This window comes from Burkholderia sp. D-99 (genome assembly GCF_011605345.1).
Lineage (GTDB): Bacteria > Pseudomonadota > Gammaproteobacteria > Burkholderiales > Burkholderiaceae > Burkholderia.
In genome coordinates this window covers 600,441-625,529 of record NZ_JAAOXM010000003.1, presented here as the reverse complement: position 1 = coordinate 625,529, position 25,089 = coordinate 600,441, and the positions used below count along the sequence as shown (strand labels likewise).

General features: G+C 67.3%; 17 protein-coding genes. 11 read left to right on the top strand and 6 right to left on the bottom strand.

What is annotated here, in order from left to right; genetic code table 11:
• Positions 1–15: 15 nt before the first annotated feature.
• Complete coding sequence (locus tag HAV18_RS16955) at positions 16–444, bottom strand: hypothetical protein (protein WP_166892830.1); 429 nt, start codon at positions 442–444, stop codon at positions 16–18.
• 192 nt (positions 445–636) lie between these two features.
• Between HAV18_RS16955 and HAV18_RS16950 the strand changes: the two genes are divergently transcribed.
• The 8 genes from HAV18_RS16950 to HAV18_RS16915 all read left to right on the top strand — a co-directional run bounded on the left by HAV18_RS16950 (position 637) and on the right by HAV18_RS16915 (position 14,660).
• Positions 637–972, top strand: coding sequence for a hypothetical protein (locus tag HAV18_RS16950; RefSeq protein ID WP_166957742.1), 336 nt, complete (start codon positions 637–639; stop codon positions 970–972).
• 264 nt (positions 973–1,236) lie between these two features.
• Positions 1,237–2,430: an ammonium transporter gene (locus HAV18_RS16945; RefSeq protein ID WP_166957741.1), complete on the top strand. Its 1,194-nt coding sequence runs from the start codon at positions 1,237–1,239 to the stop codon at positions 2,428–2,430.
• A gap of 165 nt (positions 2,431–2,595) precedes the next feature.
• Positions 2,596–4,560, top strand: coding sequence for a PhoX family phosphatase (locus HAV18_RS16940; protein ID WP_166957740.1), 1,965 nt, complete (start codon positions 2,596–2,598; stop codon positions 4,558–4,560).
• A 620-nt stretch (positions 4,561–5,180) separates the two neighbouring features.
• The gene (locus HAV18_RS16935; RefSeq protein WP_166957739.1) at positions 5,181–6,005 is read left to right on the top strand and encodes an IclR family transcriptional regulator; all 825 of its coding nucleotides are present in this window, start codon (positions 5,181–5,183) and stop codon (positions 6,003–6,005) included.
• 253 nt (positions 6,006–6,258) lie between these two features.
• The gene (locus HAV18_RS16930) at positions 6,259–7,629 is read left to right on the top strand and encodes an MdtA/MuxA family multidrug efflux RND transporter periplasmic adaptor subunit (protein WP_166957738.1); all 1,371 of its coding nucleotides are present in this window, start codon (positions 6,259–6,261) and stop codon (positions 7,627–7,629) included.
• A gap of 15 nt (positions 7,630–7,644) precedes the next feature.
• Positions 7,645–10,758: an MdtB/MuxB family multidrug efflux RND transporter permease subunit gene (locus tag HAV18_RS16925; RefSeq protein WP_166957737.1), complete on the top strand. Its 3,114-nt coding sequence runs from the start codon at positions 7,645–7,647 to the stop codon at positions 10,756–10,758.
• A gap of 104 nt (positions 10,759–10,862) precedes the next feature.
• A complete protein-coding gene (locus HAV18_RS16920) occupies positions 10,863–14,171 on the top strand; it encodes an efflux RND transporter permease subunit (protein ID WP_166957736.1) in 3,309 nt (1,102 codons plus the stop codon).
• A 105-nt stretch (positions 14,172–14,276) separates the two neighbouring features.
• A complete protein-coding gene (locus HAV18_RS16915) occupies positions 14,277–14,660 on the top strand; it encodes a VOC family protein (protein WP_166957735.1) in 384 nt (127 codons plus the stop codon).
• A gap of 207 nt (positions 14,661–14,867) precedes the next feature.
• Here HAV18_RS16915 and HAV18_RS16910 read toward each other — a convergent pair whose 3' ends face one another.
• Positions 14,868–16,334: an NYN domain-containing protein gene (locus tag HAV18_RS16910; RefSeq protein WP_166957734.1), complete on the bottom strand. Its 1,467-nt coding sequence runs from the start codon at positions 16,332–16,334 to the stop codon at positions 14,868–14,870.
• A 298-nt stretch (positions 16,335–16,632) separates the two neighbouring features.
• On the opposite strand from HAV18_RS16910, the gene HAV18_RS16905 reads away from it, so the two are divergent.
• The gene (locus HAV18_RS16905; protein ID WP_166957732.1) at positions 16,633–17,262 is read left to right on the top strand and encodes an NAD(P)H-binding protein; all 630 of its coding nucleotides are present in this window, start codon (positions 16,633–16,635) and stop codon (positions 17,260–17,262) included.
• 95 nt (positions 17,263–17,357) lie between these two features.
• On the opposite strand, the gene HAV18_RS16900 is transcribed toward HAV18_RS16905, so the two are convergent.
• Positions 17,358–17,909, bottom strand: coding sequence for a peroxiredoxin (locus HAV18_RS16900; protein WP_166957730.1), 552 nt, complete (start codon positions 17,907–17,909; stop codon positions 17,358–17,360).
• A gap of 279 nt (positions 17,910–18,188) precedes the next feature.
• On the opposite strand from HAV18_RS16900, the gene cdpA reads away from it, so the two are divergent.
• A complete protein-coding gene (gene cdpA / locus HAV18_RS16895; RefSeq protein WP_208101998.1) occupies positions 18,189–19,931 on the top strand; it encodes a cyclic di-GMP phosphodiesterase CdpA in 1,743 nt (580 codons plus the stop codon).
• Positions 19,932–19,958: 27 nt separating this feature from the next.
• Positions 19,959–21,458, top strand: coding sequence for an HDOD domain-containing protein (locus HAV18_RS16890; protein WP_166957726.1), 1,500 nt, complete (start codon positions 19,959–19,961; stop codon positions 21,456–21,458).
• A gap of 100 nt (positions 21,459–21,558) precedes the next feature.
• Here the strand turns inward: HAV18_RS16890 and HAV18_RS16885 are convergent, their stop codons facing one another.
• The 3 genes from HAV18_RS16885 to astB form a co-directional block, all read right to left on the bottom strand.
• Entirely contained in the window at positions 21,559–22,353 is a 795-nt protein-coding gene (locus tag HAV18_RS16885) for an ABC transporter substrate-binding protein (protein ID WP_166957723.1), read from the bottom strand.
• A gap of 353 nt (positions 22,354–22,706) precedes the next feature.
• Positions 22,707–23,741: a succinylglutamate desuccinylase gene (gene astE, locus HAV18_RS16880; protein ID WP_208101997.1), complete on the bottom strand. Its 1,035-nt coding sequence runs from the start codon at positions 23,739–23,741 to the stop codon at positions 22,707–22,709.
• 7 nt (positions 23,742–23,748) lie between these two features.
• A complete protein-coding gene (gene astB / locus HAV18_RS16875; RefSeq protein WP_166957719.1) occupies positions 23,749–25,089 on the bottom strand; it encodes an N-succinylarginine dihydrolase in 1,341 nt (446 codons plus the stop codon).

Sequence of the window (25,089 nt, the reverse complement as noted above, 5' to 3'; positions counted from 1 at the left end):
TCATGCAAGCCCGCATCACTCTCCGCTCGCAGGCTTGGCGCCCGAGGCATTCTGCTGGCTCCACTGCTGGAGCTTCTTGCCGGCTTCCGCGATCTTCGCGCCGGCTTCGGAAGCCGCATGCGCGACGACGGCGGACGCGGCCGCGTCGATCTGCGCCTGCGCGGCGGATGCGAGGCCGCTCGCGGACAGCGGCGGCACCGCTGACGCCGCGGACGCGATGCCGGCCTTCGCGGCGTTGAGCTGCTGGTTGACGGTGCTCGCCACCTGGTCGAGCGCCTTGGCCGCATTGTTCGCGGCATCGGCAGCCGCGCTCGCGGCCGTATCGGGTTGCGTGACCGGCGCACCGGACTTCTCGCAGCCCGCGAGCAACAGCAGCGCGCCGGCGGCCACGGCCGCCAGTACGGACCCGGGCACACGACGCGCCCGCGATGTCTTCATGTTCATCAGCAATCTCCGGCCGCGCATCGCGCGGCCTCGTGGTTGGACCGACATCGATGATACCGCCTGTGGAACAGGGCCAATCACGCCCCGTCATTAAAAATGGCTTTCAATTTCGGACTCGTCTGATTCAATCGCGCACGCGAGGACACTAAAGTGGACACGCTTCAATCCGCTTCGGACGTGCCCCTTTTTCTCATGGATTTCCTCATCGACTGGTTCATCGCCTTGGCTGCGCTGCTCGCCGCCATCCTGTTCCTGTGTCTGCGCCCGCGGTCGGCGTGCCGTCTGGCCGAATCCGGGCGAGCGCGCCGCGTCGCAACCGCGCGTCTGCTCACACAGGCCGTGATCGGGTTCTGGACGGCCGCGCTGATCGTCGTGCAAGGCATCCTCGGCCCCGACGGCGAAGGCCAGTCGCTTGCGGGTTTCGCGGCGCTCGCGTTTGCCGCGCTCGGGCTGACGACCGTCGCCGCCTACTGGTCGGCGTGCGCGCTGCGGCTGCGCCGGCCGCCCCAGCTGTTCACGCGCCACTGACGCGCCGGATCGGCGCGCAACGACGCACCATCGCGCACCACGCCGCACCAATCGGCTCGTCGCACGCACCAGTTCCGCACGTGCCGCACCACACGCGTGCACCCGGCATCGCACTCGGCCCGTGCCGGGCGCGCCCCCTTCCCGTGCACGATTCACCGGAATGCCGCAACGCGCGGCGTTCGAGCACCAACTCCATGCAGCCGCTCACCAAGTTGGCTCGATACTTGCATTCCTTGCCCGTTTTTTGCGCAAGGAAGCCACGGCATGGTTGGTCTGAAATCCGGCGTCGACACACTGTTCCTGTTGATCGGCGCCGTCATGGTGCTCGCGATGCACGCGGGCTTTGCATTTCTCGAACTCGGCACGGTCCGCAAGAAGAACCAGGTCAACGCGCTCGTGAAGATCCTGGTCGACTTCTCGGTGTCGACGCTCGCGTATTTCTTCATCGGCTACACGATCGCGTACGGCGTCGAATTCTTCGACGACATCGGCACGCTGTCGCAGCACAACGGCTACGCGCTCGTGCGCTTCTTCTTCCTGCTGACCTTCGCGGCGGCGATTCCCGCGATCGTGTCCGGCGGCATCGCCGAGCGCGCGAAGTTCAACCCTCAGCTCGTCGCGACGCTGATCATCGTCGGCTTCATCTATCCGTTCTTCGAAGGAATGGCATGGAACGAACGCTTCGGCGTGCAAGCCTGGCTCACGCACGCGTTCGGCGCGCCGTTCCACGATTTCGCGGGCTCGGTCGTCGTGCACGCGTTCGGCGGCTGGGTCGCGCTGCCGGCCGTGCTGCTGCTCGGCGCGCGCCACGGCCGCTACGCGAAGGACGGCCGGATCGCCGCGCACCCGCCGTCTAACATCCCGTTCCTCGCGCTCGGCGCGTGGGTGCTCGCGGTCGGCTGGTTCGGCTTCAACGTGATGAGCGCGCAGACGCTCGACAAGATCAGCGGCCTCGTCGCAGTGAACTCGCTGATGGCGATGGTCGGCGGCACGCTCGCCGCGTGGATGGCCGGCCGCAACGACCCCGGCTTCACGTACAACGGGCCGCTCGCGGGCCTCGTCGCGGTGTGCGCGGGCTCCGACGTGATGCACCCGATCGGCGCGCTCGTCACGGGCGCCGCGGCCGGCGCGCTGTTCGTCGCGATGTTCACCTGCGTACAGAACAAGTGGCGCATCGACGACGTGCTCGGCGTGTGGCCGCTGCACGGCATGTGCGGCGCGCTCGGCGGCCTCGCGGCCGGCGTGTTCGGCCTGCCTGCCCTCGGCGGCCTTGGCGGCGTGTCGTTCATGTCGCAGCTCGTCGGCACGCTCGGCGGCATCGCGATCGCGACCGCGGGCGGCACGCTCGTCTACGGTGCGCTGAAAGCGACCGTCGGGCTGCGCCTCGACCGCGAAGCCGAGTTCGATGGCGCCGACCTGTCGATCCACCGCATCTCGGCGACGCCCGAACGCGATTGAGCGCCTGACGAACGCCTGACGCATCATTACGTTTTCAATTCAAAAAACTTTCATCGAGCGTCCTTACACTTCCGTCCAGTTTTCAATATGCCTTCGTGAAGCTTGCCGTTCGCCTGCTTGCGCTTCACGAAGGCCATTCTTCCAACAACTGAAACTGGACTCCACATGCCCGCGTTGCCCAATGCTGCCCGTCGTCAGGCCCTGAAGATCCTCGCCGGCGCGCCGATGCTGCCCCTTTCCGGCCTCGCGCTGCCGGCCCTGCTGACGGGTTGCGGCGGCGACGACAATCCGGCGTCGACGCCGGCCCCGGTCGCCGCAGCGTACACGTCGGCGACGTTCTCGGCGATGGCCGCGCCCACGCTCGACAACGCGGCCGCGATGGCCACGACGACGGTCGGCTCGACGCTGTCGGTGTCGTTCTCGGACGGCTCGGCGCGCAACTTCAAGCTGGCGTACCGGCCGTTCTTCGTGACGGGCGACATGGTGCCGGACGGCAAGGGCGGCACGACGCTCGCGGGCGGCTACTACGACATCAACAACCAGCCGATCATCGACCGCTCGGTTGCCGGCAAGGAGCGCCAGTTCTATTCCGACTGCCCGGACGGCAGCTCGCTGCTGACGCTGAAGAACGCGAACGTACCCGGCGTGAAGGGCAACACGGTGTTCGCCGTCGTGCAGTTCGAATACACGACGCGCGACCAGGCCAGCGCATCGCAGTACGGCCAGCTGCCGTCGCCGATCGCGGTGCTGACGCTCGACCAGGATCCGGCCAACGGCGCGCTGAAGGTCGTCAAGTACCACAACGTCGACACGTCGAAGGCGCACGGCCTGTGGATCACCTGCGGCGCGAGCCTGTCGCCGTGGGGCACGCACCTGTCGAGCGAGGAGTACGAACCGGACGCGACCAAGGTCGCGACCGACGCGCAGTTCAAGGCGTTCAGCAAGAACACGTTCGGCGACGAGACGAAGGCGAACCCCTACCACTACGGCCACCTGCCCGAGATCACCGTGAATCCGGACGGCACGGGCACCGTGAAGAAGCACTATTGCCTCGGCCGCATCTCGCACGAGCTGATCCAGGTGATGCCGGACCAGCGCACCGTGATGATGGGTGACGACGCAACCAACGGCGGCCTGTTCATGTTCGTCGCGGACAAAGCGGCCGACCTGTCGGCCGGCACGCTGTACGTCGCGAAGTGGACGCAGACGTCGTCCGCCGGCGCGGGTACCGCCACGCTGACGTGGATCAGGATCGGCCATGCGACGAGTGGCGAAATCGAAACGCTCGCGAACACGCTGAAGGCGTCGGACATCATGGACCTGGTGACCACCGACCCGAACGATGCGAGCTATACGAAGATCCACTTCGGCGGCAAGTTCAACTGGATGCGCGTGAAGCCGGGGATGGAAAAGGCGGCCGCGTTCCTCGAGACGCACCGCTATGCGGCGCTGCTCGGCGGCAGCATGGGCTTCACGAAGCTCGAAGGCACGACCGTGAACGCGAAGGACAAGATCGTCTACACGGCGATGTCGCGGATCGAGACGTCGATGGTCAAGGGCAACGCGGTGTCGCGCGACGTCGCGGTCGACAAGAAGATCGCAGCTGGCGCCGTCTATGCACTGAACCTGAAGGGCAGCCAGCGCGACACGACGGGCAGCGCGATCGACAGCGAATGGGTGCCGGTCGACATGGGCGCGCCGGCCGCGCTCGTCGGCGAGGATCTCGCCACGGCCGATGCGCTCGGCAACCTCGCGCACCAGGACAAGATCGCGAACCCGGACAACCTGAAGTTCTCCGAAAAACTGCGCACGCTCTTCATCGGCGAAGACTCGGGCATGCACGTGAACAACTTCCTGTGGGCCTACAACGTCGACACGAAGTCGCTCGTGCGCGTGCTGTCGTGCCCGGCCGGCGCGGAATCGACGGGCCTGCACGCGGTCGACGAGATCAACGGCTGGACGTACATCATGAGCAACTTCCAGCACGCGGGCGACTGGGAATCGCCGCTGCACGACAAGGTCAAGCCGACGCTCGATCCGCTCGTGCGCACGAACTTCAAGGACCGCTTCGGCGCGAGCGTCGGCTACCTGACTGCCGAGCAAACCAGCATCAAGCTCGCGAAGGCCTGACCGGGCCACGCGAGGAGGATCCGCCTCCTGGCCGGGCGCCCCTAACCGGGCGTCCCTAGCCGGGCGCCCCTTTCTTCATCACCGTTCATTCGTCGGCGCTCCACGCCGTTTGATGCGCGATGCCCTGTGCGGGCATCGCGCTTTTTTTTACGCACGCGAATCGCGTAACGCGCACGCGCAAAGAGACGCCGCACGGGTTCGAACGGGGGCTTTCGACGATCGGGGGATAATACGGGTCTGACGCGTCCGGGCGGACGAGCAGAAAGACAGGCAAAAAAAAGCGCCACGGAGACCGTGGCGCTAAAAAAGTTCTAGCCATTCCGAGGGCCGTGCTAGAACCTGAGAGACTGCGCGAAACACCGTTGCCGGTTAAACTCGTGAAACGATGTTTCGAAAACGTGAGACATTCTTTCCGTTTCCGCCCGACAAGTCAAGCGGTATTTGCACCGGTTCATGCACTTTGTGGCAACGCACATTTGAGCGTTTTCCTAATAAACCAAGGGTGAACCCGTAAAATCTCATCCAATGACCGGTTCACCTGCAGAACATGCATCCTTTGACAATAGTCCTACAATACCAACAAAATTGAAATCGAGTTTCGGAAATAGAGAGAATCCCTCGTGTCGACAACTGTAACCTCTCCCGCGTCGCGGGACCGTGAATCCTCGCCCGACGAGATCACCGCCCTCGCCCGCGGCCTCGCCGTGTTGCGTCGCATCGCGGCTGCCGACGCGCCCGTCAGCAACCGCGAGCTGACCGAACTGACCGGCATCCCGAAGCCGACCGTCTCGCGCATCACCGCGACGCTCGTCAGCGCCGGCTTCCTGTTCCAGTTGCCCGACAGCGAGCGCTTCGTGCTCACCGCGTCGGTACTCGAACTGAGCCACGGCTTCCTGCGCAACTTCGACATCCGCGCGCGTTCGCGGCCGTTCATGATCGAGCTGGCCGAACGCACGTCGCTGTCCGTGCACCTCGCGGTGCGCGACCGGCTCGACATGGTCGCGATCGACGTGATCCGGCCGCGCTCGGCCGTGCTCGTCACGCGTCTCGAGATCGGCTCGCGGATGGACATCGCGCGCACCGCGGTGGGGCGTGCGTATCTCGCCGCACTCGAGGACGACGAACGCCGCCTGCTGCTCGAGTCGCTGCGCACCACGGCGGGCGACGACTGGCCGCATGTGTCCGCGCGCCTGAACCCCGCGCTGGACGACGCAATGCGCGACGGCCATGCAATCGCGATCGGCGAATGGCGCGAGGGCCTGAATGCCGTCGCGGCCGGTTTCGTCGGCCCGTCGGGCCAACGCTATTCGGTGAATTGCGGTGGCGCGTCGCACCAGTGCCCGCCCGAATGGCTGCACGAACACGTGGTGCCCGCGCTGCACGAATGCATCGCGAAAATCACCCGCGAGATCGGCGGCGCACCGGCCCGGCGGCACACCGTGTAATCGATTCGTCATCGTTCTGTCGTGTTCTGTAACGACCGTAACCCGATGAAAGATAGACCACTGGACTGTAACGGGGACGGGACGTAGGATCATGCCCATCGTCGCGCCGCCTTCGCGGTGCGCACCGCTCTTTTCCCGCGCAGGCCGGCGGGGCCCCGGACCGAGCCGGGCGCCCCCTCCCGGCACCGCCCGCTCACGCGCAGCCTAGCAGTCCGATTTCCGGCACGCCGCGCCGTCTTCCTGACAGAACACGATGGATAACGAACAAAAGCCCACGCCTCCTTCGAAAGATCCCGCGTCTCCCGCCGCACGGCGCCCGCGCCGCACGCTGATGGCCGGGGCGCTTGCGGTCGTCGTCATCGGCGGCCTGCTGTGGTGGCACCCGTGGAACCGTACGCCGGCGGCCGGCAGTGCCGCGACGGGCGCGGGCGCAAGCGCCGCCAGTGGTGCCGGCGGCCACCGCGGCCGTGGCGGCCCCGCCGCGATGGCGAACGTTCCGCAGCCCGTGCAGGTCGCGACCGCGACGCAGGGCGAAATGCCGATCGTGCTGTCCGCGCTCGGCACCGTCACGCCGCTCGCGAACGTGACGGTCAAGACGCAGCTGTCGGGCTACCTGCAGTCGGTCTCGTTCCAGGAAGGCCAGATCGTCAAGAAAGGCGATGTGCTCGCGCAGATCGACCCGCGCCCGTACCAGGTGTCGCTCGAAAACGCCGAAGGCACGCACGCGCGCGACTCGGCGCTGCTCGCGACGGCCCGCCTCGACCTGAAGCGCTACCAGACGCTGCTGTCGCAGGACTCGATCGCGTCGCAGACCGTCGATACGCAGGCTTCGCTCGTCAAGCAATACGAAGGCGCGGTGAAGACCGACCAGGCCGCGATCGATTCCGCGAAGCTGAACCTCACGTATGCGCGCATCACCGCGCCGGTGTCGGGCCGCGTCGGCCTGCGCCAGGTCGACCCCGGCAACTACGTGACGCCGGGCGATTCCAACGGCCTCGTCGTGATCACGCAGCTGCAGCCGATGAGCGTGATCTTCACGACGTCGGAAGACAACCTGCCGCAGATCCTCAAGCAGGTGAACGCGGGCCAGACGCTGTCGGTCACCGCGTACAACCGCAACAACACGGTGCCGCTCGAGACGGGCTCGCTCGCGACCCTCGACAACCAGATCGACACGAGCACGGGCACGGTCAAGCTGCGCGCGAACTTCGATAACAAGGCAGGCATGCTGTTCCCGAATCAGTTCGTGAACACACGCCTGCTCGTCGACGTGCTGCGCAATGCGACGATCGTGCCGACGTCCGCGGTACTGACCGGCTCGATCGGCCAGTTCGTCTACGTCGTGAAACCCGACAACACGGTGACGGTGCGCAAGGTCACGATCGGCCCGGTCGACGGCGAACGCACGAGCATCGCCAGCGGCGTGTCGCTCGGCGAGCGCGTGGTGACCGACGGCTCCGACCGCCTGCGCGAAGGCGCGAAGATCTCGATCCCGGCCGACAAGCCGAAAGGCGCGTCGGGCGCGCGCGGCGCCGGTGCGGCGTCGGGTGCATCGGGCGCCGACGGCCATCGCGGCGGGCACAAGCACGGCGCGTCGCAGGCAGCGGCCCCCGCGGCCCAGTAACGCGCGGGCCGCTCGATGAATCCATCCCGCCTCTTCATTCTCCGGCCGGTCGGCACCGCCCTCCTGATGGCGGCGATCATGCTGGCCGGTCTCGTCGCGCTACGCTTCCTGCCGCTCGCCGCACTGCCGGAAGTCGACTACCCGACGATCCAGGTCCAGACCTTCTACCCGGGCGCGAGCCCGGAGGTGATGACCTCGTCGGTCACCGCGCCGCTCGAACGGCAGTTCGGGCAGATGCCGTCGCTGAACCAGATGTCGTCGCAGAGTTCGGCCGGCTCGTCCGTGATCACGCTGCAGTTCTCGCTCGACCTGCCGCTCGACATCGCCGAACAGGAAGTGCAGGCCGCGATCAACGCCGCGGGCAACCTGCTGCCGTCCGACCTCCCTGCCCCGCCGATCTATGCGAAGGTCAACCCGGCCGACGCGCCGGTGATCACGCTCGCCGTCACGTCGAAGACGCTGCCGCTCACGCAGGTGCAGGACCTCGCCGACACGCGCCTCGCGATGAAGATCTCGCAGGTCGCGGGCGTCGGCCTCGTCAGCCTGTCGGGCGGCAACCGCCCGGCCGTGCGGATCCAGGCGAACCCGACCGCGCTCGCGCAGTACGGAATGAACCTCGACGACCTGCGCACGACGATCTCGAACCTGAACGTGAACACGCCGAAGGGCAACTTCGACGGCCCGACGCGCGCCTACACGATCAACGCGAACGACCAGCTCACGAGCGCCGACCAGTACAACAGCGCCGTCGTCGCCTACAAGAACGGCCGCCCGGTGATGCTCACCGACGTCGCGACGGTCGTCGCCGGCTCGGAGAACACCAAGCTCGGCGCCTGGGTGAATTCGGAGCCCGCGATCATCCTGAACGTGCAGCGCCAGCCGGGCGCGAACGTGATCCAGACGGTGGACGCGATCAAGGCGCAGCTGCCGAAGCTGCAGGAAACGCTGCCGGCCGCGCTCGACGTGCAGATCGTCACCGACCGCACGACGATGATCCGCGCCGCCGTGCGCGACGTGCAGTTCGAACTGCTGGTCGCGGTCGGGCTCGTCGTGCTGGTGATGTACCTGTTCCTCGCGAACGTCTACGCGACGATCATCCCGAGCCTGTCGGTGCCGCTGTCGCTGATCGGCACGCTCGCGGTGATGTACATGGCCGGCTTCTCGTTGAACAACCTGTCGCTGATGGCGCTCACCATCGCGACCGGCTTCGTCGTCGACGACGCGATCGTGATGATCGAGAACATCGCGCGCTACGTCGAGGAAGGCGAATCGGGGCTCGAGGCCGCGCTGAAGGGCTCGAAACAGATCGGCTTCACGATCATCTCGCTGACGGTGTCGCTGATCGCGGTGCTGATCCCGCTGCTGTTCATGGGCGACGTGGTCGGGCGCCTCTTCCACGAATTCGCGATCACGCTCGCGGTGACGATCGTGATCTCGGCGATCGTGTCGCTCACGCTCGTGCCGATGATGTGCGCGAAGCTGCTGCGCCATTCGCCGCCGCCCGAGAGCCATCGCTTCGAGGCGCGCGTGCACCGGGCGATCGACTGGGTGATCGCGCGCTACGCGGTCGCGCTCGAATGGGTGCTGAACCGCCAGGGCTCGACGCTCGTGGTTGCCGTGCTGACGCTCGTGCTGACCGGGCTGCTGTACGTCTACGTGCCGAAGGGCTTCTTCCCCGCGCAGGATACCGGCGTGATCCAGGCGATCACGCAGGCGCCGCAGTCGATCTCGTACGGCGCGATGGCCGAGCGCCAGCAGGCGCTCGCGGCCGAAATCCTGAAGGATCCGAACGTCGAGAGCCTCACGTCGTTCATCGGCGTCGACGGCAGCAACATCACGCTGAACAGCGGCCGGATGCTGATCAACCTGAAGGCGCGCGACGACCGTTCCGAAACGGCCGCACAGATCATCCGCGACCTGCAGCATCGTGTGTCGAACATCACCGGCATCTCGCTCTTCATGCAGTCGGTGCAGGATCTGACGATCGACTCGACCGTCAGCCCGACGCAGTACCAGTTCATGCTGACGAGCCCGAACTCGGAAGAATTCGCGACCTGGGTGCCGAAGCTCATCGCACGGCTGCAGCAGGAGCCGTCGCTCGCCGACGTCGCGACCGACCTGCAGAGCAACGGCCAGTCCGTCTACATCGAGATTGACCGTGCGAGCGCCGCGCGCTTCGGCATCACGCCGGCGACCGTCGACAACGCGCTGTACGACGCGTTCGGCCAGCGCATCGTGTCGACGATCTTCACGCAGTCGAACCAGTATCGCGTGATTCTCGAGTCCGAGCCGAAGGAGCAGCACTACGCGCAATCGCTGAACGACATCTACCTGCCGTCGGCCGGTGGCGGCCAGGTGCCGCTGTCGTCGATCGCGTCGTTCCACGAGCGGCCGTCGCCGCTGCTGGTCGCGCACCTGTCGCAGTTCCCGTCGACCACCATCTCGTTCAACCTCGCGGCAGGCGCATCGCTCGGCGAGGCGGTCAAGGCGATCGACGCCGCCGAGAAGGACATCGGGCTGCCCGCGTCGTTCCAGACGCGCTTCCAGGGCGCGGCGCTCGCGTTCCAGGCATCGCTGTCGAACCAGCTGTTCCTGATCCTCGCGGCGGTCATCACGATGTACATCGTGCTCGGCGTGCTGTACGAGAGCTACATCCATCCGATCACGATCCTGTCGACGCTGCCGTCGGCCGGCGTCGGCGCGTTGCTCGCGCTGATGATCACCGGGCACGACCTCGACATCATCGGGATCATCGGCATCGTGCTGCTGATCGGTATCGTGAAGAAGAACGCGATCATGATGATCGACTTCGCGCTCGAGGCCGAGCGCGTCGAAGGCAAGCCGCCGCGCGAGGCGATCTACCAGGCGTGCCTGCTGCGCTTCCGGCCGATCCTGATGACGACGCTCGCCGCGCTGCTCGGCGCTGTGCCGCTGATCATCGGCTCCGGCGCGGGCTCCGAGCTGCGCCAGCCGCTCGGGGTCGCGATCGCCGGCGGCCTGATCGTGTCGCAGGTGCTGACGCTGTTCACGACACCCGTGATCTACCTCGGCTTCGACTCGCTCGCGCGCCGTGTGCGCGGCTGGTTCGAACGCCACGGCCCCCATGCCGGCAAGCGCACGGATGCGTAAATGAAACGACCCCCACGCTCACTTCGTTCGCGTGGGGGGGCGCAGCCCCCCCATCTCCCGAAAACGCATCCGTCGGAACACGCGGCGGCCCAGCGAGTGCCGACATGAACCTGTCGCGCCCCTTCATCACCCGCCCCGTCGCGACGACGCTGCTCGCGATCGGCGTCGCGCTCGCGGGCCTGTTCGCGTTCGTCAAGCTGCCGGTGTCGCCGCTGCCGCAGGTCGACTTCCCCACCATCTCGGTGCAGGCGTCGCTGCCCGGCGCGAGCCCCGAGACCGTCGCGACCAGCGTGACGAGCCCGCTGGAGCGGCACCTCGGCTCGATCGCCGACGTCTCCGAAATGACGTCGACGAGCACGGTCGGCAATGCCCGGATCATCCTGCAGTTCGGCCTGAATCGCGACATCGACGGCGCCGCGCGCGACGTGCAGGCCGCGATCAACGCGGCGCGTGCCGACCTGCCCGCCGCGCTGAAGAGCAACCCGACCTACCGCAAGGTCAACCCGGCCGACTCGCCGATCATGATCGTGTCGCTGACGTCGGAGACCTCGTCGCCCGCGAAGCTGTACGACGCCGCGTCGACCGTGCTGCAGCAGTCGCTGTCGCAGATCGACGGGATCGGCCAGGTGTCGGTGAGCGGCTCCGCGAACCCGGCCGTGCGCGTCGAGCTCGAGCCACAGGCGCTGTTCCACTACGGGATCGGCCTCGAGGACGTGCGCGCGGCGCTTGCCTCCGCGAACGCCAACGCGCCGAAGGGCGCGATCGAATTCGGCCCGCAGCGCTACCAGCTGTATACGAACGACCAGGCGTCCGAGGCGTCGCAGTACCGCGACCTCGTCGTCGCGTATCGCAACGGCGCGGCCGTGCGGCTGTCCGACCTGTCCGACGTCGTCGATTCGGTCGAGGATCTCCGCAACCTCGGCCTGTCGAACGGCAAGCGCGCGGTGCTCGTGATCCTCTACCGCTCGCCCGGCGCGAACATCATCGATACGATCGACCGCGTACGCGCGGCGCTGCCGCAGCTCACCGCGTCGCTGCCGGCCGACATCACGGTCACGCCCGTGCTCGACCGCTCGACCACCATTCGCGCATCGCTGAAGGACACCGAGCACACGCTGCTGATCGCGGTCAGCCTCGTCGTGATGGTCGTGTTCCTGTTCCTGCGCAACTGGCGCGCGACGCTGATCCCGAGCGTCGCGGTGCCGATCTCGATCATCGGCACGTTCGGCGCGATGTACCTGCTCGGCTTCTCGATCGACAACCTGTCGCTGATGGCGTTGATCGTCGCGACCGGCTTCGTCGTCGACGATGCGATCGTCGTGCTCGAGAACATCTCGCGGCACATCGAGAACGGCAAGTCGCGCATGCAGGCCGCGTTCGACGGCGCGCGCGAGGTCGGCTTCACGGTGCTGTCGATGAGCATTTCGCTCGTCGCGGTGTTCCTGCCGATCCTGCTGATGGGCGGCATCGTCGGGCGCCTGTTCCGCGAGTTCGCGCTGACGCTGTCGCTCGCGATCGCCGTATCGCTCGCGGTGTCGCTCACGGTGACACCGATGATGTGCGCGCGCCTGCTCCCCGAGTCGCACGAGCCGCAGAGCGAAGGCCGCTTCGCGCGATTCCTGGAACGCTGTTTCAGCCGCATGCAGCGCGGTTACGAGCGCTCGCTGTCGTGGGCGCTGCGCCGGCCGCTGCTGATCCTGCTGACGCTGTTCGCAACGATCGGGCTGAACGTCTACCTGTACATCGTCGTGCCGAAAGGCTTCTTCCCGCAGCAGGACACCGGGCTGATGATCGGCGGCATCCAGGCCGACCAGTCGACGTCGTTCCAGGCGATGAAGCTGAAGTTCTCCGAGATGATGCGGATCGTGCAGAGCAACCCGAACGTGAAGAGCGTCGCGGGCTTCACCGGCGGCACGCAGACCAACTCGGGCTTCATGTTCGTCACGCTGAAGGATCGCACCGAGCGCAAGCTGTCGGCCGACCAGGTGATCCAGCAACTGCGCCCGCCGCTGTCGGACGTCGCGGGTGCGCGTACGTTCCTGCAGGCCGCGCAGGACATCCGCGTCGGTGGCCGGCAGAGCAACGCACAGTACCAGTTCACGCTGCTCGGCGATTCGAGCACCGACCTGTACAAGTGGGGGCCGGTCCTGACCGAGGCGCTGCAGAAGCGCCCCGAGCTGACCGACGTGAACTCGGACCAGCAGCAAGGCGGCCTCGAGGCGATGGTGACGATCGACCGCGCGACGGCCGCGCGGTTCGGCATCAAGCCCGCGCAGATCGACAATACGCTGTACGACGCATTCGGCCAGCGCCAGGTCTCGACGATCTACAACCCGCTGAACCAGTACCACGTGGTGATGGAAGTCGCGCCGAAATACTGGCAGAGCCCCGAGATGCTGAACCAGGTGTGGGTCAGCACGTCGGGCGGCAGCGCGAACGGCTCGCAGACCACCAACGCGGCTGCCGGCACCTACGTCGCGACCGCGGCCGGCACGTCGAGCGCCGGCACGGCTGCGCAGAGCGCCGCGGCGATCGCGTCGGACTCCGCGCGCAACCAGGCGCTCAACTCGATCGCCGCGAGCGGCAAGTCGAGCGCGTCGTCGGGTGCGTCGGTGTCGACGTCGAAGTCGACGATGATCCCGCTGTCGGCAATCGCGACGTTCGGGCCGAGCACGACGCCGCTGTCGGTCAACCACCAGGGGCTGTTCGTCGCGACGACCATCTCGTTCAACCTGCCGCCCGGCGTGTCGCTGTCGCAGGCGACGCAGGTGATCTATCAGACGATGGCGCAGGTCGGCGTCCCGCCGACCATCGTCGGCAGCTTCCAGGGCACCGCGCAGGCGTTCCAGCAGTCGATGAACGACCAGCCGATCCTGATCCTCGCGGCGCTGCTGGCCGTCTATATCGTGCTCGGGATCCTGTACGAGAGCTACATCCACCCGATCACGATCCTGTCGACGCTGCCGTCGGCCGGTGTCGGTGCGCTGCTCGCGCTGCTGCTGTTCAAGACCGAGTTCAGCATCATCGCGCTGATCGGCGTGATCCTGCTGATCGGCATCGTGAAGAAGAACGCGATCATGATGGTCGACTTCGCGATCGACCAGACGCGCAACTACGGCAAATCGTCGTTCGACGCGATCCACGAGGCGTGCCTGCTGCGCTTCCGCCCGATCATGATGACGACGATGGCAGCGCTCCTCGGCGCACTGCCGCTCGCGTTCGGCAACGGCGACGGTGCCGAGCTGCGTGCGCCGCTCGGGATCGCGATCGCCGGCGGCCTGATCGTGTCGCAGGTGCTGACGCTCTATACGACGCCGGTCGTCTACCTGTACATGGACCGTTTCCGCGTCTGGGGCGAGAAGCGGCGCAACCGCCGCGGGAATTCCGGCGGGCCGGCCGTCGCCGGGGAGTAAGGAAAGCGGCCGCCCGCCGGGCGGCCGCTTGCCGCGCTTGCGCACCGGCAGCGATCGGCTATCGTGAGTCCATGCCCACCGCGGGGCCCTTCACGGGGACACACCATGAACGTCCAGCTCAACCATACGATCGTCTGGTGCCGCGACAAGCGCGCGTCGAGCCGCTTCCTCACCGAGCTTCTGGAACTGCCGCCGCCGACGCCGTTCGGCGCGATGCTGGTCGTCCCGCTCGACAACGGTGTGTCGCTCGATTTCTACGAGCAGGCGGGGGACATCCGGTCGCAGCATTACGCGTTCCTGCTCGACGAAGCCGGCTTCGATCGCGTGCTGGCCCGCATCCGCGAGCGCGGACTGCCGCACTGGGCCGATCCGGCGAAGCGGCAACCCGATGACATCTACCGCCACAACGGCGGCCGCGGCGTGTATTTCGACGATCCGGACGGCCACTTCCTCGAAGTGATGACGCGGCCGTATGTACTGAACGATTAGCTCGGCTGGCGGGCCGGCATTGCGCCGGCCGCTATTGCGCGGTGCGGAGGCCGGCCTGGGTGCAGGCCTGTTTCGGACGACACCCGGCCGGCGGCCCTTACTCGGCCCTTACTCGGCAGTTACTCGGCAGTTACTCGGCAGTTACTCGGCAGTTACTCGCGGGTTACTCGCGGGTTACTCGCGGGTTACTCGCGGGTTACTCGCGGGTTACTCGGCCGCTGCCGCCGTCTTGCGCGGACGCCGCGCGCGCGGTGCCGCCTTGCGGGCCGGTTTCTTCGGCTTGGCTTCGGCGGACGCCTCGACAGCCGCCCCGGCCGGCGCGGCAGCCGCCTCGCCGCCGACATCGCCGGCCGTCGGCTCGGCGTGCGTCACCGCGGCGGGCCACATGTCGCCCTGCTCCGGGTCGCGATGCGTATCGTCCGCATGCTTGCCGTGCGCGTGCTTGTCGCCACCGTGCTTCGCCGCGCCATGCCCGGCGTCGTCCGGCTTCCCGGCCGACTGACGGCCAGCGCTCTTCGCGGCGGCGCCCTTCTTCGCGCCGGTTTTCTTCGCCGCGCTCTTGCGCGCACGCTTGCGGCCATCCTTCGCGTCGCCGTGCAGCTCGGCCACTTCCACCGCTTCGGTCGTTTCAGCCGGCACGAGTACCGCCGCTTCGGCGGCTTCGGCCATCGCCGCCTCTTCCGCGTCGACCTGCACGGTTTCGTGCACGACCGCTTCCGCCCGCTGCTCGCGACGGCGCGGCTGGCGGCCGGCCCGCGCCGGCTCCGCCGGGCGCGACCCGTGATGCGCGCCATGGTGTGCGCCACCGCCGTCGCCGGCCTGCGCAGCCTGCTCCGCGGCCGCCGACTGGCGTGCCCGCGACACGAACGCGCCCGACTTGTCGTCACGCCCCACTTCGAGCAGGCCACGCGCCTGCGCCTCGTCGAGCAGGTTGCCGAACGCGCGGAATCCGTAATACGACTCGTTGAAATCCGGCTTGCGACGCTTGATCGCGCTCTTCAACACCGACGCCCAGATCTTGCCGACGTCGTCCCGCTCCGACGCGAGCGCGTCGAACGTCTCCACGGCCAGCGCGATCGCCTCGGCCTTGCGCGCGTCCAGGTCGTGCTTGCGCGACGCCGCCGGCTCGTCCGGCCGCTTCGCACCGCCGTTGCCCGCGCGCTGCTGCTGTTCGCGCTTCGCGAGCGTGCGCTGCTGCTCGCGCACCAGATCGTCGTAGAAGATGAATTCGTCGCAGTTCGCGACCAGCAGGTCCGACGTCGATTTCTTCACGCCGACGCCGATCACCTTCTTCGCGTTCTCGCGCAGCTTCGACACCAGCGGCGAAAAATCCGAGTCGCCGCTGATGATCACGAACGTGTCGACGTGCGACTTCGTGTAGCAGAGGTCGAGCGCGTCCACGACGAGCCGGATGTCGGCCGAGTTCTTGCCCGACTGGCGCACGTGCGGAATCTCGATCAGCTCGAAGCTCGCCTCGTGCATCGACGCCTTGAAGCCCTTGTAGCGATCCCAGTCGCAATAGGCCTTCTTCACGACGATGCTGCCCTTGAGCAGCAGGCGCTCCAGCACGGGCTTGATGTCGAACTTCTCGTACTTCGCGTCGCGCACGCCGAGCGCAACGTTCTCGAAGTCGCAGAACACGGCCATGCTGACGTTGTCCAGGGGTAATGCCATGTGTACTCCAACCGGTGGGCCGATGCGTTGTATGACGTAGCGGCGAAAAATGCATCGCGCACATGATAGCCGTTCGGCGCGTCATTCCCGCATCCGTGTGAATGAACGACGACCGGAATGTCCATCGGCCCGCGCCTGATGCCGGTGCGCCCGATGCCGGTGCGCCCGATGCCGGTATGCCCGCTGCCGGTATGCCCCTTAATACACACCCGCCGCTGGGGCAAATCGACATTACACTTGAGTTATCGGTCGTCCGTCCCTATCTGGAAGGATGACGCATCGAGCAAGGAGCGGTTTCATGACGACGAAGGTACTGCTGATTGGCGCGACCGGCCGAACGGGCCAGGCCTGCGCGGATCTGCTGCTCAAGCAGCCGGAGTTCGAGGTCACGGCGCTGGTGCGCCGGCACGGCTATGCGCTGGCAGGCGCACGGGTGGTCGAGGCCGATCTGACGAACGATTTCTCGCACGCATTCCAGGGCATCACGCACGTGATCTACGCGGCCGGCTCGGCCGAATCGGAAGGTGCGGCCGAAGAGGAGCAGGTCGACCGCGACGCGGTCGCCCGCGCGGCCGAATACGCGCTGGCCTACAACGCGCAGAAACTCGTGGTGATCAGCTCGCTGTCCGCGTACCGGCCCGAACTCGGCCCGGACGCGCTGCATCACTATTCGCAGATGAAGCGCGAAGGCGACGATCGCGTGATCGCGTCGGGCGTCGACTACGCGATCCTGCGCCCCGGCCCGCTCACGGACGATCCGGGCGTCGGCAAGATCGCGCTGACCGACGCGTGGTTCGACGCCGCCCCGCCCGTGTCGCGCCAGGACGTGGCCTGGGCCGCGATCGAGGCGATCAAGCTCGGTATCTCGCGCAAGGTCGTCGGCTTCGTCGGCGGCAGCGTGCCGATCGAACAGGCATTGCGCGCATAGCGGCCTTACGCGCGCCGCCGCGCGGCGGCGCGTTGCTCCGTACCGGCGGCCCGCACGACGGGCCGCTTTGACGCACGCAGTGCCCCGGTGCCCGGTTACTGCTTCGGATGCGCGTCGGCCCATGCCTTCACGGCGGTGAGCGTGTTCTCGACGTGCTTGTCGGGCGACATGCTCGTGTATTCGTAGAGAATCTTCCCTTCCGGTGAAATCACGTAGGACACGCGGTTCGCGCGGTCGATCGCCGGCAGTTTCGCGTCGTATTCCCGGATGATCTTCGCGTCCGGATCGGCCGCGACCGGGAACTTGCTGCGACACTCGCTCACCGAGAACTTCGTCAGCGTGTCGATATTGTCTGCCGATACGCCGATCACCGTCGCGCCGTAAGCCTTGTAACGGTCGACCGCATCCGCGAACGCGTGCGCCTCGATCGTGCAGCCCTTCGTGAACGCGGCCGGGTAGAAATACAGCACCACCGGCCCCTGCTTCAGCGCGTTAGCGAGCGAGTACGTGTAAGTCTTGCCGCCCAGCGACGCCTGCGTCGTGAAATCGGGCGCCTCGGCGCCCGGCTTCAGCTCCGCCTGCGCCATCAGTGCATGGCCGGCCACCAGCGCCGCCACAGCGGCGCCCAGCAACAGTTTTCGCTTCATCTGCGTCCTCATTTCTTATAAAGTCAGCGTCGATGTAGACCACGCCGGCGTTCGACTGTCGAACACCGGCATGGCCGATTCGGTCCCGCGGCAGCGCCATCCGCGCCCGGCCCGTTAAAGATTCCGCACAGTCTGCCGTTATTCCTTCCGGACAACCGGTTCCAGCCCTTCACGTCAGCGAGAAACATGGAAGCCAACAGGAAACAGACGTCACGCAAGGGCTCCTGGCGCAGTGCCTTGCATACGCTGCGCCGCTTCGCCTGGTCGGGCGGCGCGCTGATGCCTGCGCGCGCGGGCGCGCCGCGCCGCGACGACTCCGTGCGCAACTGGCTGGAACAGACGGTCGGCACGGTGGACTTCCTCGCCCATGTCGACCGGGAGCTGCGCTTTCTGTACGTGTCCGACGCGAGCCTGCGTTTCATCGGCTACCACCGCGACTACCTGCACACGCTGACGTTGCGTGACCTGATCGCTGAACAGGATACCGCGGCGCTCGAAGGCCTGCTTGCGCGCGCCGCGCGTTCCGGCCAGGTCGAGAAGGCGACGATGTGCATCGTCAAATCGCTGACCTACCCGCTGGACGTCGAGATCCGCGCATTCAAGAGCCGCCACCACGGTGTCGACGGATTCGCGATCGCGGCGTTCGACGTGTCGTCATGGCGCGCGCTCGAGGCGAAGCTGACGTACGAAATGCACCACGACCCGATGACGGGGCTCGACAACCTGTCTGCGCTCGTGCCCGCGCTGATGCGCGCGCAGCAGGCCGCCGACGAGGACGGCACCTGCGCGGCGCTGCTGCTCCTCGACCTCGACGACTACCAGCGGATCAACCGCGCGCTCGGCTACGACGCGGGCGACACGCTGCTGCGCGAGACCGCGCAGCGGCTGAAGGCGCTCGTCACGCCGAACGAACAGCTCGCACGCGTCGCGAGCGACAAGTTCGCGGTCGTGCTCGGCGCGCCGGACCGCACGCAGGCAAGCAACGCGGCCGATGCACTCGCACGCCGGCTGCAGGCCGCGGTGCGCGAGCCTTACGTGTACCACGGGCAGACCGTGCACCTGTCCGCGAGCATCGGCATCGCGCTCTACCCGGACGAACGTGCCGCGCCGCATCGCGCGCAGCACCACAGCCCGCTGCTGCGCCGCGCCGACCACGCGCTCGCGCAAGCGAAGGCATCGGGCGGCAACGCGCTCGCGTTCCATGCGCCCGTCGACGATCCGGCGGACGCCGAACGGCTGAAGCTCGAAGCCGACCTGTACGACGGTGTGCGCAACGGCGAGTTTTCGCTCCATTTCCAGCCGATCACGCGCAGCCAGTCTGGCGCGGTGGTCGGCGTCGAGGCGCTGATCCGCTGGCGCCATCCGGTGCACGGCCTCGTGCCGCCGGCGACCTTCATTCCGCTCGCCGAATCGATCGGCCTGATCAACTATCTCGGCAACTGGGTGCTCAAGGCCGCGTGCATGCAGCTCGTCGCGTGGGATCGCCAGGGGCTCGCGCTGCAGTACGTGGCGGTCAACGTGTCGCCGCAGCAGTTCCGCGACCCGCGCTTCACGCAGAGCGTGCGCGAGGCGATCGCGCTGACGGGCATCGACCCGCGCCGCATCGTGCTCGAGATCACCGAAAGCCTGCTGATGCACGATCCCGCGCAGGCGAAGGGGTTGCTCGAGGAGCTGACCGATCTCGGCATCCGCTTCGCAATCGACGATTTCGGTACCGGCTATTCGAGCCTCGCATATCTGCAGCGCTTCCCGCTCGCGAAGCTGAAGATCGACCGCAGTTTCGTCGAGAATCTGCTGACCTCGCGCAACGACCGCGCGATCGTGTCGGCCGTGGTCGGCCTCGCGCAGACGCTCGATCTCGAGCTCGTCGCGGAAGGCGTCGAGACCGAGGCGCAGCGCGAATTGCTGACGGAGATGGGCTGCAACCATATCCAGGGCTGGCTCGTCTGCCAGGCGCTGCCGTCCGAGGAGCTTGCGCGGCGCTTCGAGGCACAGCAGCTGCACCTGCACGCCGCCGCCTGACGCGCGCGGCGAACCGGACAGATCCGTATGTCAATCACCGAACACCTGCCCCGCACCGCATTGCTCGACAAGCTGTGGGCCCGGATGAACGAACGGGGCGATTTCCCGCTGCTGTCGGAGTCGCTGCGCGCGACGATGGCCGCGATGAAGAACGACGACCTCGACTTCACCGCGCTCGTGCGCGTCGTGCTGTCGGACTTCGCCCTCACGCAGAAAGTGCTGCGGCTCGCGAACTCCGCGATGTACATGGCGTTCGGCGGCAACATCACGACCGTGACCCGAGCACTGATGGTGCTCGGCATGGATGCCGTCGGCCATCTGGTCGTCGGGCTCAAGCTCGTCGACCATTTCCACCACAGTACGCCGCGGCGCATCGATGCGAAGCTCGAACTGAACCGCGCGCTGCTGTCCGGCTGCGTCGCGCGCAAGCTCACCGAGCGCGCCGAGCTGCGCGCGGGCGAAGAAGCCGTCGTCTGCACGCTGATGCGCCAGGTCGGCAAGCTGCTCGTGGTCTGCTATCTCGACAGCGAATGGGACCGGATCCGCCGCCGCGCGGCCGAGCTGAACGGCGACGAAGCGGCCGCCTGCATCGACGTGCTCGGCGTCGGCTTCGACGAGATCGGGCTCGAGGCGGCCGCGCGCTGGCGGTTGCCCGACGTGATCCGCGCGGGGATGGCCGACCACGACCACGTGGTCTGCACCGACGCGTTCGGCAACGAAGAGGACGACCGCGATGCGGGCCATGCGACCGATGACGGCCCGGCCGACCGCGTCCGCTGGCTGCGCGAGATCAGCCGCTGCTCGACCGACGTCGCGGGCGCGCTCGTGATGCCCGCGAGCCCGCAGCGCGATGCGCGCATCGCGGCGCTCGCGCAGCACTACGGCGCGGAACTCGACATGGAACCCGACGCACTCGTCGAGATCGCCGAGCGGCTCGCGCGCGAGGAAGCGAGCGACACCATGATGCGCGAGATCGTCGAGCTGCGCGCAAACGCCGATGCGATCGCACGCGCACAGGCCGAGCCCGAGGCGTGCCTCGAAGCCGGCCTCGCGGACCTGCGTGCGCTGCCGTCCGAGCACGTGCTGACGCCGGTGCTCGCGCTCGCGTCGGAAAGCCTGCTGGCCGGCCTCGCGTTCACGCGCACCGTGATGTTCGTACGTCACGACGACGGCATGTTCGCCGCGCGCCTCGGCTTCGGCACCGGCGTCGATACGGCCCTCGAGCGGCTGCGCTTCGACGAGCGCTTCGAGCCGGACGTGTTTCATCTCGCGATCTCGAACTCGGTCGGCATCTTCATCGAGCAGGCGCAGGAGCCGAAGATGCTCAAGCGCCTGCCAGCCTGGTATCTCGACGCGTTCGACGACACGCGCGCGTTCGTGCTGCTGCCCGTACGCGTCGGCACAACGACCGTCGCACTGCTGTACGGCGACTGGGCCGGCGCGCAGCCCGCGCGCAAGATCACGCAGCAGGAAATGAGCGTGCTCAACGAGCTCGCCCACGAACTGGGCCGGTTCTTTCCGGCCTGACGCGGCCGCCGGCCGCCGCCCCCTGCCGTTTTCCACCTCCAAAAACAAACCGGCCGCATAAGCGGCCGGTTTGTTTGCATCGTGCGATCGAACGCAGTGCTTACTTGAGCGTCACGGGCACGCTGAAGTACTTCTTCGCGAGGTTGTCGATCGTGCCGTCGGCCTTCAGGTCCTTCAGCGCCTGATCGAGCGCGGTCTTCAGCGCCGCGTCGTTCTTGCGCAGGCCGAAACCGACGCCCGAGCCGAGGATCTCGGCATCGCTCACGGTACCGCCCGCGAACGCGAAGCCCTGGCCTTGCGGCTTCGTCAGGAAGCCCTTCGAACCGGCTTCCGCGTCCTGGAACGTCGCGTCGAGACGGCCCGACTTCAGGTCGGCGTAGGCCAGGTCCTGCGTCTGGTACGGCACGACTTCGACGCCTGCCGGCGCCCACTTCTTCTTCGCGTACGCTTCCTGGATCGTGCCCTGCAGCACGCCGACGCGCTTGCCCTTCAGCGATTGCGGGGTCGGCAGCAGGCCGCTGCCCTGCTTCGCGATCAGCTGGTTCGGAATCGTGTAGATCGGATCGGTGAACGCGATCGCATGCTTGCGCTGGTCGGTGATCGTCATGTCCGAGTTGATCGCGTCGAACTTGCGCGCCTGCAGCGCCGGGATCAGGCCGTCGAAGTCGTTCTCGACCCACACGCACTTCGTCTTCAGCTTCGCGCACACCGCGTTGCCGATGTCGATATCGAAGCCGGTCAGCTTGCCGTCGGGCGTCTTGTATTCGAACGGCGCGTACGAGGCTTCGACGCCGAAACGGATCTCTTTCAGATCCGCGGCAAACGCGCTGCCTGCCGCCACGGCCGATGCCACCACCACCGCATGCGCGGCCACTTTACGCCAATCCAACTTCATCAGGTGTTCTCCTCGATACTCGAATGTTCCGGAACTACAGGCGCATGCATCATTGCAGGGTCGAATGACCACGGCAATGTTGCCGCCGCGCCGTGATGCGGCGCAACAGCCGCAAGGCCGCGATTGTACCAATCCGCGCGGCCCGATATGGCAAAGCAGCCGTCAGTGCGCGATGCTGCGGTGCGCACACGGCGCCGTCCGGGCCGGCCGCCGAACTTGCAAGACGATGTCGCAAATACGCAAGCGCGACGCGCTGGCCGTCTGCGTGGCGTGGGGGCGTCATCTCGAAAAAAGAATGGTGGCCAGGCGATGCGCGGGCCGTGGGTCGCCGCGGCCGCGCGCAATCGGCACCGTCAGACGAGCGCGGCGAGCGTGTCGCGCGTCGTGTCGACGACGAGCAGGCCCGCGCGCAAACCCGGCTTCACCGACGGATTCGGGAACACGATGCGCTCCTCGTCATGCGTCACCGTGTAGCGATAGTCGCCGTCCTGCGCGAGTACCGTGCCGCGCGCGAACGCGGTGAAGTTCGCGACGTCGGCCGCGACGAATAGTTCGAGCGCATCGCTCTGCTTCGTGATCTGGTCGATCACGGTAAACACGCGCGGCAACGGAATGTCGACCTCGTAAGCGGCGCCCGACACGAGCTTGCGCACCGCGCGGTCGGCCGGCGCGAAGCGCGTCAGGTCGTTCTGGCCGAACGGGCGCACCTTGCCGAGTTCCAGCGTGCACGCGAGCGCGCCGCAGTGCTCGGCCGTGAAATGCGAATACGTATTGCCCTTCGCGGTATGCAGCAGCACGGCCGCGATGCGCGCGTCGCCGAGCCATTCGAACATCGTGCGCGTCGGCGGCGTGCCGGTGTGCGGCAGCAGTGCGAACTGCTCGAACACCGACGCGCGGATCGCCGTATGCATGTCGATGTGCCAGCGCGCGGCGCCGGCCGGCGCGGCCGCGAAGAACGCGGCGGCAGCCGCTTCGAGCTGCGTGGCGCGCGGCGCTTCGCGGCTGGCGGGCACCTGCGCGTAACGGCCGCTGAACAGGCGGTTCAGGTCGTCGTCGAGATAGCGTTCGCCGGCGCGCATCGCCGGCACGTTGCCGAGCACGACGAGCAGCCGGCACGCGAGCGGCAACGCCCCAGATGCGAGATCGCGCACGAGCATCGACAACAGCTCGATCGGCGCCGTCTCGTCGCCGTGCACGCCGGCCGACACAAGCACGCTCGCGCGTGCCGCGCCGGCGGTCTCGTCCGCGGCCGGTTCGAGCGCGAGCAGCCCGTCGCCGCGCCATTGCCAGCGCACGGCGCCCGCTGCGCAGGTGCCGTCCGTTACGGACGGCGCACTACCGGTCAGCGTGAACGCGAGGAAGTCGTCGAGCAGTGCGTTGGCCGGCATCCGTGCCTCAGCGCTGGAAGTCATACAGCGAACCGACGCGCAGGATCTGCGTGAGCTCGTCGAGCGCCGTGCGCGATTCGTCGAGCAACGCCGGATCGGCGAGATCTTCCGGTGCGAGGCGATCGCGATAGTGCCGGTCGATCCACGTGTCGAGCGACGTGAACAGCGTGTCGTTGATCCACACGTTCGACGTCACGGCCGCGCGTTCCGCTTCGTTCAGCACGACGCGCAGGCGCAGGCACGCCGGGCCACCGCCGTTCTTCATGCTTTCGCGCAGGTCGAACACGAGCACGTCGTGAATCGGGCCGCTGCCGGCCGCGAGCTCGTCGAGATAGGCCGCGACGTTCGCGTTCTCGCGGCACTCCTGCGGCACGACGAGCACCTGCGAGCCGTCCGCGCGCGACAGCAGCTGGCTGTTGAACAGATACGACGTCACCGCGTCGTTCACGCTCACGGCCGCATCGGGAACCTCGATCACGTTCAGGCGCGCGCCGCGTGCGTCGAGCGCGGCGGTCAGCGTGTCGTAGATCGCCTGCTTGTTGACGAACGCGCGCTCGTGCGTGAACAGCGTGTCGCGGTTGCCGACCGAGATCACGTCGTTGTGGAACACGCCCGCGTCGATCACGTCCGGATCCTGCTGCGCATAGACGGTCGCCTCTTCGGCGAGCCCGTGGCGATGCGCGACCGCGCGGCTCGCCTCGAACGTCTGGCGCGCCGGGAAGCGCTTCGGCTCCGGCCCGCGGCGGTATTCCGCACGGCCGTACACGAAGAACTCGATGCCCGGCTTGCCGTATTCGGCGCAGAAGCGCGTATGGTTCGCCGCGCCTTCGTCGCCGAGTGCCGGCGTGCCCGTCAGCGCTTCGTGCACCGCGAAATGCGCGGGATCGGCGAACAGCGTCGACAGCGTGCGGCGCGTCGCTTCGTGTTCGATCGCGCGATGCAGCTTGCTGCACAGGTTCGCCGGCGTGAAGTGCACGCGGCCGTCGCTCGTGTCGGCCGACGGGCTGACGGTGGCCGCGTTCGCGGTCCACATCGCCGATGCCGAGCTCGCCGCGGCGAGCAGTTCGGGCGCCTGCTTCGCGGCCTTCGCGATCACGTCCGCGTCCTTGCCCGAGAAGCCGAGCTCGCGCAACAGGCGCAGCGACGGCCGCTCCTGCGGCGGCAGCACGCCTTGCGCGAAGCCGAGATCCGCGAGCTGCTTCATCTTGCGCAGCCCCTGCTTCGCGGCGGCCTTCGGGTTCGCGGCCGACTTCTCGTTGTTGAGCGACGCCACGTTGCCGAACGACAGGCCGGCGTAGTTGTGGGTCGGGCCGACGAGCCCGTCGAAATTGGCTTCTTGTGCGTTCAT